Genomic DNA, 13,757 nt, shown 5'->3' with positions numbered 1-13,757 from the left:
CGATTGGGAGAAACGCCATGAGCTCGTTGTCCGGCAAGCAGGGACCCCGCTACAGGCACACCGCCGGCGACACCGAGCCCTACGAGACCATCAGCGTCGAAAAACTCACCCCGATCATCGGCGCGGAAATTTCCGGCGTCGACATCGGCAATCTGGTCTCGGACGACACGCGCTCCAATCGCCAGATGGACGAGATTCATCGCGCGCTCGCCGAAAACCTCGTGATCTTCTTCCGCGACCAGCACATCAGCCCCGATCAGCACCTCGCCTTCGGGCGCAAGTTCGGCGAATTGCATGTGCACCCGGCGGCGCCCAATGAGGGCGACCCGGCGCTGATGAAGATCTATGCCGACAAGGATTCGCCGCGCGCCAATGGCGAGGGTTGGCATACCGACGTGTCCTGCGACGTCGAGCCGCCGATGGGCTCGATCCTCTACATCAAGCAATGCCCGCCGCGCGGCGGCGACACGCTGTTCGCCAACATGTATGCCGCCTACGAGGCCCTGTCGGATCGGATGAAGGCCTATCTCGACGGCCTCACCGCGCTGCACGACGGCGAGCAGACCTATCGCGGGCTCTATGCCAACTATGGCGTCGCCGACCGGGTGAAATATCCGCGCGCCGAGCATCCCGTGGTGCGCACCCATCCGGTGACGGGCAAGAAAGCGCTCTACGTCAACCGCGGCTTCACCCGCTTCATAACAGGCATTCCCCGCGACGAGAGCGACGCCATGCTGGCCTATCTCTACCAGCACGCGGAAAACCCGCTGTTCCAGTGCCGCTTCCGCTGGACCGAAAACGCCATCGCCTTCTGGGACAACCGCTGCGCCCAGCACCGTGCGATGTGGGACTACTGGCCGCATACAAGGTCAGGCACGCGGGTGACGGTGAAGGGCGAGCGGCCGGTGTGAGGATGGCGCGTCCGGCGCGACGCGCTATTGCCATCTCGCTATCCAGATAAAAACCCTCTTGTGTGAACTACGTCACATTTGTCGCGCCTGCGCGCCGGATAGGCTTTGGCGCGTTACGCAACCATCCGTTGCACGGAGTGTCTATCGATAAAATTCAAAATGATATTTCGGAGGTGCGAAATGGCAGAAGAGCGGCTCCACGTATTCATCAGTTATTCTTCCGAGGATAGGGATCTCGCCACCGCGATCGCCGAAGAACTGCGGCGCGCTTTCAATCCCGCCATTCTCAAGCTGACCATCGACGTTGAATTCTCGCTTGGCTCGAACTGGCGTGACCGGCTGAAGGCCGATCTTGATGACACCGACATTCTACTAGTCGTAGCCACCGGCAAACAAAAAGTGAGCCATTCGTTCACCGGCTTCGAAGTCGGCTATTTCGATGCCTCGATCTCGCATTCTCCGAAGATGGAGCATTTTCCGACTCAGGACCGGATCATGATTCCGGTCGCCGTCTTCACCAAGACGCCGGAGACCATGTCCGATATTCAGGCGCTGCAGATCAATGCACCGTTCGATCCGATGGTGGTGGACCCCGCCGCCCTGAAAAACCCGGCGAACCCGGCCGGCGCCGCCAACGGCGCCTTGAAGAAAAGTCCGATCTTCAGGCTGTTCAAGCGCATCCAGGGGATCATCAACCAGTCGATCCAGCTCTCCGACGAAGAGCAGGAGGCTTTCAATGAGCAATTGCTCGAATCCTCAGCGCGTCTCTTCAACGTCGTTCATCTTGAACTGCAGAAGCGCGTCTACCAGGAGAATTTTCCCGAACGCAAGATCGTCGTTCGTACAAGCCTTGCGGCGAGCCAGCCCGGCCGCGGCGACGCCTTGTCGGATGCGACCGTCGAATTCTTCGGCCGGTTTGATTCGTTCGGATTTCAGGCGCCGCAAGGCGGGCCGGTTCCCTGGTCGCAATTTGCCGAAAGTATCGGGGAGGAAGACATCGCCCGCTGCTGGACTTCCACCATTCAAATGCTGACGTCGGCGGCCATGCGCGGCGATTTCCGGGACAATCGGCAGGTCGTCACCTCGCAAGAAAAGGACCGCGCGTTCAGAATGTTCGTTGCGCGAAGCGTCATCTATTACAGCGGCGTGCGCGAATTTCACATCTACATCGTCGAGATCAGGTACAAGGACTACGGTGATCCGACTACAACGATGCTGCTGAAGGCGATTTCCATCGGACTGCAGTATCGATTCATGTTCCTTGAAGGCAAGACCAGCGAATTCTCGCCAAATAGCTTCAATGCGACGTTGCATGATCTGCGCGGAAGAATTGCCGAGATGATCCAGCAACTGGACTACCTGCTGTGGTACAGCCAGGACGCCGGCTTGAACGAGCCCGAAAGCATTCTTCAAATCCTCGGCGATTTGCCGACCGGCGAGATCGAGAGGAAGTCGGGCATCTGGGAGACGGAAAAGAGCAAGCTTTATGCCGCCGCGCGCAAAATGCTCGCGACTGCCGACGACCGCGAGCTTCTGCAGAACAAGGCCGAGTTCGTGACCGTGCTGCAGGCCTTCTGTGACAGCACGCGCGTCCTGAATGAAGACTTCACTTCCAAGGTCCTGCTGGCGCTTGGCCGGATCGTATCGGGCGCGCAAACGAAGGTCGGGCTGACCGCAGCGGCGTAACGGCGCTACCCGTCGGACCCAAGACAGGTGGGGCCGCGCGTCAGCGACACGCTGTTCGCCAACATGTCGGCGGTCTACGAGTCGCCGTCGGACCGGATGAAGAGAACGGCCGGTGTGAGGCGGCCGCTCGAACATGAAAAAGCCCCGGACGATGCCGGGGCTTTGACTTCGTTGGAGCGCCGATCAGTATTTGGCGACGACCGGAGCACCGAATTGATAGCTCAGACGCGCACGCACCGAATGAATTTCGAAGTCGTTGAAATTGTAGAGCGCGCAGCAACGGCCGGTCGCAGCGCCGGTCGTGATATCGACGTTCCGGGCTGCGAAGGTGGCACCGTCAAACCTGTAGTAAAGATATTCGAGGCCGAAGATCCAGTTGTTTGTGACTTTGAATTCACCACCGACGCCGGCCACCCAGCCCCATTTATTGAGGTCCGACGAGAACGGATTGCGGGAGTTGAAGCCACAGGCAAATACGCCCGTATTGGGACAACCAACGTCGCCCGAGGCATCTGCGTGCATCCATGCGCCGCCGCCTGTCACGTAGAGCAACCACTGATTTTGGGTCCACCCAAGACGGCCGCGGATGGTGGCGAGGTTATCGATCCGCAGATTGGAGTTCGAGAAGCTGTTCGCCGGCGGGAGAGCGCTGACGAAAGGTGACAGCGAGCCTTGGTAACGCAGCGACGTAAAGCTGAAATCGCCTTCGATGCCGACTAGCCAGGTCGGCCCGACCTGCCAGTTGTAGCCCGCGTGAACGCCGCCAATTACGCTGGTCGGCGACGCCGAGAAGTTGATCGGCACCAAGCCGCCTGTCAGGCCCAGCGTGTTATTCGGGTCGGTGATGCCGAACGCCGTGTCATTGGTGAATGCGCCGCCGACGTTGCCGCCGACGTAGAAGCCAGTCCACGAGAAAACTGGCGCCACGGGCGGCGGAGCCTTGGCGTCCAGGTCGGCCGCCGAAGCAGCGCCGGCGAAGAGCAGGGAGACAACCGCAGCTGCAATGGCAATTCTTTTCATCAGAGGCCCCAAATAGGTATCCATAAGACAATTCCGAATTCAAACTGGGAACCAACTTACTGGTGGATTGCGTATTCGTCCGTCCCTCTTCTGCAACAGTCGCGGACAATCAGTGGGTGTGGCGAATCACCGGACTCGCGCGACACCTCCAGCACGGCGGGCGTCGTAAATGGCGTGCGAAGAATTTCCTTTCATTTTCAAATAGTAGCGGCCTGAGGTGAGTAGTCGTCTGGCTTCGCCGCCGACAGCAGATGTCCCATGAAGTCGCGCGCGTTGACGCCCGTGCGATCCCGCGTCAAGCTTAATCAAAAGCAAAACAACAACCCGGAGGTCGCCCCATGCTCCGCGCAGAAGACAACAAATTCCTCACCGAGAGCGGTGCAGGCACCGGCGTGGGCGAGCTGCTGCGCCGCTTCTGGATCCCGGTGTTGCTGTCGGCCGAATTGCCCGAGCCCGACGGTACGCCAAAAAAGATCGTGGTCATGGGCGAGGAGCTGCTCGCCTTTCGCGACACCCGCGGCGTGGTCGGCGTCATCGATCAATATTGCCCGCATCGCGGCGCCAATCTCTGGCTCGGCCGCAACGAGGAATGCGGCATCCGCTGCGTCTATCACGGCTGGAAGTTCGACACCGAGGGCGCTTGCGTCGACATGCCGACCTCCTATCCCGATCTCAACGCCAAGGACCTGATCCGCATCAAGTCCTATCCGGCGCGGGAATGGGGCGACATGATCTGGGCCTATATGGGCCCGGCGGACCAGATGCCGGAATTGCCTGATCTGGAAATGGCGCTGCTGCCGGCCTCACATCGCTATGTCTCGAAGAAATGGCAGGACTGCAACTGGGTACAGGCGCTGGAAGGCTCGATCGACACCGCGCATTTCACCTTCGCGCATCTGTCCTTTGAAAAGGAAGAGAACGAGATCCTCGACATCAAGAAGCACTTTGTGAATCCGCTTGTACGGGTCGCGACCGACCATATGCGATGGATCGCCGAAGACCCGCGCCCGGTGATCAAGATCAATCCGCACGAGGCCGGCCTCACGGTCGCCGGCGGACGGCTCACCGGAACCGACAACATTTACTGGCGGATCGCTCAATTCCTGATGCCGGTTCACGCCTATGCGCCGAGTTCGATGCCGGGTGAGAATATTTTCGGCCAGAGTTTCATTCCGGTGAACGATACGAGCTGCTGGATCTACACCTATGCCTGGAATCCGGAGCGGCCGCTGACGCAGGCCGAGCGCGACGGCTATGACCGCGGCAACGGCGTGATGTCGGAGGTCGACGAGAACTATATTCCGCGGCGCAACAAGGCGAACGACTATCTGATCGATCGCAAGCTGCAGAAGACCCATAGCTACACCGGCATCAAGGGCGTGTCCGAACAGGACGCCGCCGTGCAGGACAGCCAGGGTCCGATCGCCGACCGCACCCGCGAACATCTCGGCCCGACCGATCTCGGCATCATGCATTTCCGCAAGCTCGTCATGGATGCCGCCCGCGCGCTGCAGAAGGGTGAGGCGCCGCCGCACCTCAAGCATCAGGACCGCTACGCGGTGCGATCCGGCGCCTGCGTCACCAGCAAGACAAAGGACCTCACCGCGGTCATGATCGAGCGGTTCGGCGACGCGGCCGGCTATGTCGGTCATCCCGGCAGGAATGCGGCGGCAGAGTAGCTGCGCTCTCTCGGCGAGTCGTCCCCGCCTAGTGCGCAATTGCGCGCGGGGACCCATAACCACAGGCTTGCGTTGTGGAAGAAAACGACCTCCGTGCCGGATGATTACCGCCGCAGCGTATGGGTCCCGGCTCGCGCTGCGCTTGGCCAGGACGACAACTACAGCAGAATCTTCCGGTACTCTCGATTGCTCAAGCTCGCTTCCTCCAGATCGAGGTCGCGCTCGATCCGGCGTCTGGTTTCGTCGGTGATCTTGCCGTCGCGGAGCAGGGCGTGGATGAATTTCCGTTCCGCCGCGATCAATTCCCGCGTCAGGGCGGTGCCGGCCGCAGAAACGTCGTGGGCTTCGGGATCGAGCGAATCCGGGAGCTGATTGCTGCGGATCTCGTGGCGTGCCCTGAGTAGCTTCACGACTTCATCGGAGAGTTCGCGGTCGTCGGTGATGGTGTCGAGCGACTTGAGCGCGGCATCAAGCGCCTCGCGCCGGGCCGCGATCTCGGCCTCATGTTCCGTGACATGCTCACTGCGGCCGTCTTTGGCGACCCCGAGCCATCGCACCACCGCCGGCAAGCCAAGCCCCAATCCCACCAGGGTGATGAAGATGACGCCGAAGGCAACGAACAGGATCATGTCGCGGTGGGGAAAGCCCTCACCGCCGGGCAGTGCCAATGGCAACGCCAGCGCCGCTGCGAGCGACACCGCGCCGCGCACGCCGGTGAAGGCCACCACGAACACGGTCTGCCAGGATGGCGGCGGATCACGTTCACGGATTCGTCTGCTGATCAGACGCGGCAGATAGGTTGCGGGGTAGACCCAGGCAAAGCGGGCCAGGATGACGATGATTGCGACCAGCGCGGTGGCGAACAGGATATCCTGCAGCGGAAACGCCTTCGATTTCTCGAACAGCAGCCGCATCTGGAATCCCGTCAGCAGGAACAGCGAGCCCTCGACCAGATAGATCACGAGGTCCCAGAAGAAGATGCCCTGCAGGCGGGTCGCCGATGAAATCAAAAGCGGTCCGTTCCAGCTTATGTAGAGCCCGCAGGCTACCGTTGCGATCACGCCGGAGCCGCCGAGATGCTCGGGGATCCAGAAGGCGAGGTAGGGGGTGATCAGCGACAGCGTGATCTCGACCTGAGGGTCCCGCGCACGATGGCGTGCGCGCAAGGAGAGCCATCCGACTGCCACACCGAACAGGATTTCGCCGACCACGATGACGGCAAAGGTGCCGGTGGCCTTCGGCAGCGAGAACAGCCCGGTCGAAATCGCCGCCACCGCGAACCGGTAGAGGATCAATGCGGTGGCATCGTTGGCAAGCCCCTCGCCCTCGAGCACGACGAGGATGCGGCGCGGCATGCCGAGCTTGCGCGCAATCGCCAGCGGCGCCACCACGTCCGGCGGCGCGACGATCGCCCCCAGCAGGAAGCCGACGCCCCAGGGCAGCCCGATCAGATAATGCGTCGCGGTCGCGACCGCGAAGGCGGTGAAGATCACGCAGCCGACCGACAGCAGGATGATCGGACGGAGATTGGATTTGAATTCGCGCCAGCTCATGGCGACGCTCGCCGAATAGATCAGCGGCGGCAGGAATACGAGCAGCACCAATTCAGGCGGCAATTCCACCGTCGGCATGCCGGGCACGAAGGCGAGCGCGATGCCGGCGAGCAGCAGCAGGATGGCCGGCGCGACGTGGATTCGCCGCGCCAGCAACGCGGTCCCTGCCAGCACCGCGAGCAGGATCAAGAAGATCTGAAATTTGGCTTCCATGATCGCCCCCATTCGCAGGGAAAAACCGCAAGGTCAATGCGCAAGGCGCGCGCTCACGGGCGAAGGGCGAAGCGTTTTCAGGCCGCCCCTGACAAATTTGTGACGCGTGCGTCAGGAGGCGCCGCTGACACGGCTGCTGCAATCGGCCGTCGTGATGCGCATGATCCGGGGCAATCTTGGCCGCCGCAGTGGCGGTGCAGACACCGCGCCGGCGGGTGCCCAAGCCTGAGTCGATATTACTCGCGCAGATCGTAGCGGTAGGATTTCGAGACTATTTTCCAGCCGTCGCGCAGTTTCATTGCCACCAGATAGTCGGTGAAATAGCGCGGCGGCAATTGGCAGCGTACCTTGATGAAGGCGGTCTGATTGTCCGAATGGTCGACGGTGACGATGAAATCCTCACGCGGCTTTCCTTCAGCCTTGGCCGAAGGCTGCTTTTTCATCCAGTCCAGCCAGGCAGGCAGGGTAAGAACTCGCAGCTTGCCGTTCTCCAACGAGCGCAGGTCGGCGGACGGGTGAAAGACGGCCCCCAACTTCTCGACGTCGCCTTCGTACACGCCGTCGAAATAGTGCTGGACTGCGGCCTCTACGGTAGAAAGATCATGGTTCACGGATTGCTGCATGATTAAGCCCCGTTTGGTTGGAAATCGCTACTCGCGCAGATCGTAGCGGTAGGATTTGGATACGATCTTCCAGCCGTCGCGCAATTTCATTGCCACCAGATAGTCGGTGAAATAGCGCGGCGGCAACTGGCAGCGTACCTTGATGAAGGCGGTCTGATCGTCGGAGCGGTCGATCATGACGATGAAATCCTCGCGCGGCTTGCCTTCAGCCTTGGCTGAGGGGCGCTTGCGCACGCGATCGAGCCAGTCCGGCACGGTCAGCACCTGCAACTCGCCCTTTTCCAGCCAGCGCAGATCGGCAGTGGGGTCGAATATCGCGCCGAGCTTGTCGGCATCGCCTTCATAAAGGCCATCGAAATAATTCTTGACCACGGCTTCCACGGTCGATCGGTCGTGACTCACGGCAGTTCCTCCCGGCGAAAAGAAATTTGTTCGAATTGAATTAAGCCACGAACCTCTTCGTTGCGCTAGGCTGACTTGATCACGGTTGCGAGGAGTTGCAGGTGGCGGGTTCAGCAAAATCGAATGCTCGCATTCTTGCCGGAGAATGCTTTTGCCGCGCGGTCAGCTATGCCGTGGCTGACGAATTCGGCTACGCCTTGAACTGCCATTGCTCGAATTGCCGGCGCACCACCGGCGCGGCGTTCAAGCCGTTCGCCGGCATCGCGCGCGACAAATTCAGTGTCACCAAGGGCGAGGACGATCTCATGATCTATGGCGACGAGGCCGGCCACGACGCGCATTGCCGGAAATGCGGTTCGTTGCTCTATTCGGTGGTGCGTGAAGGCGCTTTCGTCCATGTCGCCATGGGCACGCTGGTCGATGATCCCTCGATCCGCCCGACGGCTCACATTTTTGTCGGCTCCAAGGCATCGTGGTTTGCGATCACGGACGACCTGCCGCAATACCGGGAGCATGTCGAGCCGCGTTGAGCGGCTCACGCTGCTCCGGGGAATACATGCTCGTCGCCGGAGGTTTATACCTGGGCGGGAACCCGGCGGAAAAGGTGATCGGCCATGGCCGAACCGACGGGGCGCTGGCCCGACTAACGATAAGGCGAGGGCGCGATTCACGTTGGCGTGGTTCGTGACTTAACTCACAAAGCCGGGCTGTGGCTTCTGATAGGCAGGCCGGTGTGGTAAAAAAGTACGAGGCTCCGGAGGAGTCATGATGATGTCTGGATCGCAAAAGTTGTGCCGATGGGCACTTGCAGCCGCCACCTTCCTGCTGGTGAGCGGGCCGGCGGTTGCCGAAAAGCGCGTGGCGCTGGTGCTCGGCAATTCCAACTACCAGAATGTCGCACCGCTGGCCAATCCGGTTAACGACAGCGCCAGGATCGCGGCGACGCTGAAAGATGCCGGCTTTGACGTCGTCGATTCCCGCCGGGACATGGCCGCAGCCGAAACCCGTCGCGCGTTGCGCGACTTCGCCGACCGCGCGCGCGATGCCGATATCGCGGTGGTCTATTATGCCGGCCACGGCATCGAGGTGGACGGCGCGAACTACCTGATCCCCGTCGATGCCCGGCTGGAACGCGACACCGACATCTACGACGAAGGCCTCTCGCTCGACCGCATTCTGATCGCGATCGAGCCGGCCAAGAAATTGCGGTTGGTGATTCTCGACGCCTGCCGCGACAATCCGTTCTCCCGGACCATGAAGCGCACGGTCGCTTCGCGCGCGATCGGGCAGGGCCTGGCCAAGGTCGAGCCGACCAGCCCGAACGTTCTGATCGCCTATTCGGCGAAGGCCGGGTCCACCGCGGCCGATGGCGACGGCAAGAACAGCCCGTTCACGGCGGCGCTGTCGCATCATTTGACGAAGCCCGGGCTCGACGTGCGCCGCGCCTTCGGCTTCGTGCGCGACGAGGTGCTCAAGACCACCAACAACCGGCAGGAACCCTTTGTGTATGGTTCGCTCGGCGGTGACGACGTGCCGCTGGTACCGGCGCCCCGTCAGGCGCCCGCGGCGGCGGCCGCTCCGACACCCGCCCAGAGCGCGCAGGCCGAGGCCCGCCGCGATTACGAACTCGCGCTGCAGATAGGCAACAAGAGCGCGCTCAACGCCTTCCTCGCGCAATATCCCGATGGCTTCTATGCAAGCCTTGCCAAGCTTCAGCTCGACAAGATCGCCGCCGAGGAAACCCGCGTCGCGGCGACTGAAAAAGCGCGGCTGGCCGAACAGGAGCGGGCACGGCTCGCCGCCGAGGGCGCCCAGAAGTCGCAGCAGGCAAAGGCCGAGGCCGAAGCCAAGGCTGCCGAGCAGGCGCGCGTCGCGGCTGAAAAGGCCAAGCAATTGGCGCAGGAACAGGCGGCCGCGGCCGAACAGAAGCGTGTCGCTGCCGAAAGCGCTACCGCCGACAAGGCGTCCGCTCCGGCGCCCGCTGACAAGGACAAGGCGGTGAACGTTGCTGCCCTCGCCGCGGGGCCGCCGCAAGCCGACGTCACCAAATCGGTGCAGGCCGAACTGCGCCGCGTCGGCTGCCTGGCCGGCAATGCCGATGGCAACTGGAACAGCGTCTCGCAGCGATCGCTGACGCTGTTCAACCGCTACGCCGGGACCAAGCTCGATACCAAGGTCGCCAGCATCGATACGCTCGATACGATCAAGCTGAAGTCGTCACGGGTGTGCCCGCTGGTCTGCGAACACGGCTACAAGGTCGACGGCGAGCGCTGCACGAAAATCACCTGTGCCGAGGGCTCGTTCCTCAACGATGATAATGAATGCGAGCCGCGTCGCGCCAAAAAGCCGGTGGCAACGCGCGACAGGCCGGAATCACGGCGCGTTCCCGAAGCAAGGCAAGCTCGGGAACCACGGCAAGTCATTGTCAGGCGTTCTCAGGGACCGACCGGTGCAGGGTACTCATCTACAGGCCGGCCGCTTACCGGCCAGGAACGTCAGGTGGGTTGCCACTCCTACGGGGCCATCATGTCGGGCGTGTGCCCGTAGCCACAGCCGCGTGTTAACACGCTACGGCCCCGGCTCCTCACGGCAGGAGGCCGGGGCCAGATTCAAGGCGCCGGGGCGACGGGGACTAGATCGCGCTCGCCGCGATATTCACCATCAGCGCCAGCAGCGCCGTGTTGAACACGAACGAGATGATGCCGTGTACGGTCGCGGTGCGGCGGATGACCCTGTCGGTGATGCCGACGTCGGAGACCTGCGCGGTCATGCCGATCACGAACGAGAAGTAGACGAAGTCCCAGTAATCAGCCTCGGCATGCGCGTCGCCGCCCGGAAACTGCAGGCCGCCCGGCTCGCTGCCGCGGTAAAACTCGTGCGCGTAGTGCAGCGAGAAGGCGGTGTGAACGGTGGCCCATGACAGTACGATCGTCACCGTGGCCAGGATCAGCCCGGCCGGGTTGCCCTTCGAGGCGCCAAGCTCGAACACGATCGCGGCAAGGCTCGCAAAGGCGCCGAGCGCGGTGACCAGCAGCATCACGAAGCGCCCGTCGTCCTGCATCACCGCGCTGCGGCGGATATGGCCGACGTCACAGCGCAGCATCATGATGTAGGCGAGCACGAGGTACAGTGCGGCGAAGACGTCCCATCCCACGACAAGCCGCGTCGGCAGCCGCAGCGTGCCGGGCAGCAGGAAGAACGCGATGACGCCGACGGCGAGCGCGATGAAGGTGCGCGGCCTGCCATAGACCACGCGGACCGGCAGCGGCAGGTTGCGGAACCGAACAAGGTGTTCTTCGAATTCCCTGCTCATCCGCTGCCCTTATTGCGATAGAGAGGGATAACTCTTCTTCGAAGCGTCATCCCTCTCTATCATTTTGTTTTGAGCATGATCTCCGCGCAAACGCGTTCCGCGTTTGTCGCGAGGGAAAACCGGTACCCACTTTTCCGGATCATGCTCTAGCTCTTGCGCTCCGCGACGAAGCGCGCGGCTGCCCGCAATGTGTCGCCCTTTGTCCCGAAGATCGAAAGTGCTGAATCGGCGCGCGCCAGCAGGTCGCGCACGCGCTGCTTGGCGCCGTCGATGCCGAGCTGGGTGACGAAGGTGGTCTTGCCGAGCGCCGCATCCTGCCCGGTCTGCTTGCCGAGGGCCGCCGCGTCGCCCTCGACGTCGAGCAGGTCGTCGGCGATCTGGAAGGCCTCGCCGAGCGCGCGGCCGTAATCGTCGAGCGCCTGATACTCGCTCGGCGTGGACTGGCCGAGGATCGCGCCGGCGATGCACCCATAGCGCAACAGCGCGCCGGTCTTCATCTGCTGCAGCCGCGCCACGTCGACCGGCTCGCGGTCGCCGAACCGCCCCTCCCCGGCGAGGTCCAGGATCTGGCCGCCGACCATGCCGCCAATGCCGGAGGCGCGCGCCAGCGCTCGCGTCAGGAGCAGGCGTACCGTAGCGTCGTTGTGGATCTCATCGCGGGTGACAATGTCGAACGCCAGCGTCAACAGACCGTCGCCGGCGAGGATCGCGGTGGCGTCGTCGGTCTTCTTGTGCAGCGTGGGCCGGCCGCGGCGCAGGTCGCTGTTGTCCATTGCCGGCAGGTCGTCGTGGATCAGGGAATAGCAGTGGATGCATTCCAGCGCGGCGCCGACCAAAAGGGCGGCTTCGCGCGGGACGCCGAACACGGCCGAACTTTCGACCACCAGAAAAGGGCGCAGCCGCTTTCCGCCGTTGAGGCTGGAATAGCGCATCGCCTCCATCAGCCGCTTCGGCCGCACGATCTCGTCGGGCAGCAGCGTATCGGACAGCAGCTTCGCCAGCAGGGCTTCGGTATCGTCCGCGGTCTGGTCCAGGCGTTTGGAAAAATCGGCAGTGGCGGGGATCATTAAGAATAGCTCCAGATCAATTTGGCCGGACAATCGTTGATGGCAAGGGCTTCGTCAATTCCATGATCCCGGTCACAAAAGCGCTGGAAAACGCACGAAATATCATGGAGATGTCACGTGGGTGGGGCCAATTCATCGGCCCCGGGCCGGCCTGGGCTCAACCGGAAGCGTCCAATTTGCGCATTGTCCGAATTTTGCTGCTGATCCTGCTCGCGGTGCTGTTGCTGCCCTATCTCGTGACGCCGTTCTACCGAACCGGCCATCCGGTGTCGGCGCTGATGGCTTGGCGCTGGCTCAAGGGCGCGCCGGTGTCCCGGCAATGGGTCGATTTCAAAGCGATTTCGCCCTCACTGCCGCGCTCGGTGGTGGGCTCCGAAGACGCCAGGTTCTGCAGCCATCGTGGGGTCGATTGGGACGCGCTGCAGGACGCGATCGATGATGCCGAGGATGGCGAGCCTGCCCGCGGCGGTTCGACCATCACCCAGCAGGTGGCGAAAAACCTGTTCCTGTGGCCGGGCCGCAGCGTGGTCCGCAAGGCGCTGGAACTGCCGCTTGCGATGTGGATCGATCTGGTGCTGCCGAAGCAGCGGATCCTGGAAATTTACCTCAACATCGCCGAGCTCGGGCCATCAGGACAATTCGGGGCAGAGGCCGGGTCAATGTACGCGTTCGGCCATTCGGCGGCCACGCTTTCCGCGCGCGAGGCCGCCTTGCTGGCGGCGATCCTGCCCAATCCCGCCAGGCGCAGCGCCCGCAATCCCGGCCCTGGGGTACGCCGTCTGGCCGGGACCTATATGGCCCGGGCCAACGCCGTGCCCCGCTGCTGGACCGAAAATCGCGCTTTTTGAGCCAATTTTCAGTCCCTTTAACCGCAAGCCGGCCTAGCTTTACGCCATCCCATCCTCTATAAGCGCGGCCTTATCGGCATCGCAGCCCGTGCGCGCAGCGCTGGGTCGTCCGTTTCGGACGATGCCTCCGACAACACCCCTAGAGGACCGTTATGGCCGTTCCCAGAAGAAAAACATCGCCCTCGCGGCGTGGCATGCGCCGCTCGGCGGACGCGCTGAAGAAGCCGACCTATGCCGAAGACAAGGATTCCGGCGAACTGCGCCGGCCGCACCACCTCGACCTCAAGACCGGCATGTACAAGGGCCGGCAGGTGCTGAAAAAGAAGGAATCCTGATCGGATTCGGGGATAAGGCGCCGCTTTTGGCGGCGTCTGCCCGAATTTGGCCAACGAGTGGGCCAACGGTTCCATTGGGCGAAGCGATTGCCCGGGGACAATCCGGT

The 13,757-nt window shown here is 62.5% G+C and carries 13 protein-coding genes; 7 read left to right on the top strand and 6 right to left on the bottom strand.

What is annotated here, in order from left to right:
• The first annotated feature begins 17 nt into the window (after positions 1–17).
• Positions 18–911, top strand: coding sequence for a TauD/TfdA dioxygenase family protein (locus V1286_RS33070; protein WP_334487083.1), 894 nt, complete (start codon positions 18–20; stop codon positions 909–911).
• 180 nt (positions 912–1,091) lie between these two features.
• Complete coding sequence (locus V1286_RS33065) at positions 1,092–2,597, top strand: toll/interleukin-1 receptor domain-containing protein (protein WP_334487081.1); 1,506 nt, start codon at positions 1,092–1,094, stop codon at positions 2,595–2,597.
• A 183-nt stretch (positions 2,598–2,780) separates the two neighbouring features.
• Here the strand turns inward: V1286_RS33065 and V1286_RS33060 are convergent, their stop codons facing one another.
• A complete protein-coding gene (locus V1286_RS33060; RefSeq protein ID WP_334487078.1) occupies positions 2,781–3,641 on the bottom strand; it encodes an outer membrane protein in 861 nt (286 codons plus the stop codon).
• A gap of 314 nt (positions 3,642–3,955) precedes the next feature.
• Here V1286_RS33060 and V1286_RS33055 point away from each other — a divergent pair, with 314 nt between their 5' ends.
• Positions 3,956–5,296 (top strand): Rieske 2Fe-2S domain-containing protein, encoded by a 1,341-nt coding sequence (locus V1286_RS33055; protein WP_334487076.1) that lies wholly within the window; start codon positions 3,956–3,958, stop codon positions 5,294–5,296.
• Between the two features lie 158 nt (positions 5,297–5,454).
• Here the strand turns inward: V1286_RS33055 and V1286_RS33050 are convergent, their stop codons facing one another.
• From V1286_RS33050 to V1286_RS33040, 3 genes are all read right to left on the bottom strand, one after another.
• On the bottom strand, positions 5,455–7,062 hold the full coding sequence (locus tag V1286_RS33050; protein ID WP_334487072.1) for a Na+/H+ antiporter: 1,608 nt from the start codon (positions 7,060–7,062) through the stop codon (positions 5,455–5,457).
• 236 nt (positions 7,063–7,298) lie between these two features.
• Positions 7,299–7,685, bottom strand: a complete 387-nt coding sequence (locus V1286_RS33045) for a nuclear transport factor 2 family protein (RefSeq protein ID WP_417021208.1) — start codon at positions 7,683–7,685, stop codon at positions 7,299–7,301.
• A 27-nt stretch (positions 7,686–7,712) separates the two neighbouring features.
• Positions 7,713–8,087 (bottom strand): nuclear transport factor 2 family protein, encoded by a 375-nt coding sequence (locus tag V1286_RS33040; RefSeq protein WP_334487069.1) that lies wholly within the window; start codon positions 8,085–8,087, stop codon positions 7,713–7,715.
• A gap of 101 nt (positions 8,088–8,188) precedes the next feature.
• Between V1286_RS33040 and V1286_RS33035 the strand changes: the two genes are divergently transcribed.
• Together V1286_RS33035 and V1286_RS33030 are read left to right on the top strand one after the other, a co-directional pair.
• Positions 8,189–8,617, top strand: coding sequence for a GFA family protein (locus V1286_RS33035; protein ID WP_334487066.1), 429 nt, complete (start codon positions 8,189–8,191; stop codon positions 8,615–8,617).
• Between the two features lie 241 nt (positions 8,618–8,858).
• Complete coding sequence (locus V1286_RS33030) at positions 8,859–10,634, top strand: caspase family protein (protein WP_334487065.1); 1,776 nt, start codon at positions 8,859–8,861, stop codon at positions 10,632–10,634.
• Between the two features lie 85 nt (positions 10,635–10,719).
• Here the strand turns inward: V1286_RS33030 and V1286_RS33025 are convergent, their stop codons facing one another.
• On the bottom strand, positions 10,720–11,400 hold the full coding sequence (locus V1286_RS33025; RefSeq protein ID WP_334487063.1) for a DUF1345 domain-containing protein: 681 nt from the start codon (positions 11,398–11,400) through the stop codon (positions 10,720–10,722).
• A gap of 146 nt (positions 11,401–11,546) precedes the next feature.
• Complete coding sequence (locus V1286_RS33020) at positions 11,547–12,467, bottom strand: polyprenyl synthetase family protein (protein WP_334487060.1); 921 nt, start codon at positions 12,465–12,467, stop codon at positions 11,547–11,549.
• A gap of 176 nt (positions 12,468–12,643) precedes the next feature.
• Here V1286_RS33020 and mtgA point away from each other — a divergent pair, with 176 nt between their 5' ends.
• Positions 12,644–13,315, top strand: coding sequence for a monofunctional biosynthetic peptidoglycan transglycosylase (gene mtgA / locus V1286_RS33015; RefSeq protein WP_334490060.1), 672 nt, complete (start codon positions 12,644–12,646; stop codon positions 13,313–13,315).
• 152 nt (positions 13,316–13,467) lie between these two features.
• Entirely contained in the window at positions 13,468–13,650 is a 183-nt protein-coding gene (rpmF, locus tag V1286_RS33010) for a 50S ribosomal protein L32 (protein WP_028347701.1), read from the top strand.
• Positions 13,651–13,757: the final 107 nt, after the last annotated feature.

The sequence above is a fragment of the Bradyrhizobium algeriense genome (assembly GCF_036924595.1).
GTDB classification, from domain to species: Bacteria; Pseudomonadota; Alphaproteobacteria; order Rhizobiales; family Xanthobacteraceae; genus Bradyrhizobium; species Bradyrhizobium algeriense.
Note: the sequence above shows the minus strand (reverse complement) of the source record. Positions and strands in the feature narration are given on the sequence as shown.

Excerpts from the sequence above, each read along its gene's own strand:
- V1286_RS33070 (WP_334487083.1), top strand. The coding sequence starts at position 18 with ATGAGCTCGTTGTCCGGCAAGCAGGGACCCCGCTACAGGCACACCGCC.
- V1286_RS33065 (WP_334487081.1), top strand. The coding sequence starts at position 1,092 with ATGGCAGAAGAGCGGCTCCACGTATTCATCAGTTATTCTTCCGAGGAT.
- V1286_RS33060 (WP_334487078.1), bottom strand. The coding sequence starts at position 3,641 with ATGGATACCTATTTGGGGCCTCTGATGAAAAGAATTGCCATTGCAGCT.
- V1286_RS33055 (WP_334487076.1), top strand. The coding sequence starts at position 3,956 with ATGCTCCGCGCAGAAGACAACAAATTCCTCACCGAGAGCGGTGCAGGC.
- V1286_RS33050 (WP_334487072.1), bottom strand. The coding sequence starts at position 7,062 with ATGGAAGCCAAATTTCAGATCTTCTTGATCCTGCTCGCGGTGCTGGCA.
- V1286_RS33045 (WP_417021208.1), bottom strand. The coding sequence starts at position 7,685 with ATGCAGCAATCCGTGAACCATGATCTTTCTACCGTAGAGGCCGCAGTC.
- V1286_RS33030 (WP_334487065.1), top strand. The coding sequence starts at position 8,859 with ATGTCTGGATCGCAAAAGTTGTGCCGATGGGCACTTGCAGCCGCCACC.
- V1286_RS33025 (WP_334487063.1), bottom strand. The coding sequence starts at position 11,400 with ATGAGCAGGGAATTCGAAGAACACCTTGTTCGGTTCCGCAACCTGCCG.
- V1286_RS33020 (WP_334487060.1), bottom strand. The coding sequence starts at position 12,467 with ATGATCCCCGCCACTGCCGATTTTTCCAAACGCCTGGACCAGACCGCG.
- rpmF (WP_028347701.1), top strand. The coding sequence starts at position 13,468 with ATGGCCGTTCCCAGAAGAAAAACATCGCCCTCGCGGCGTGGCATGCGC.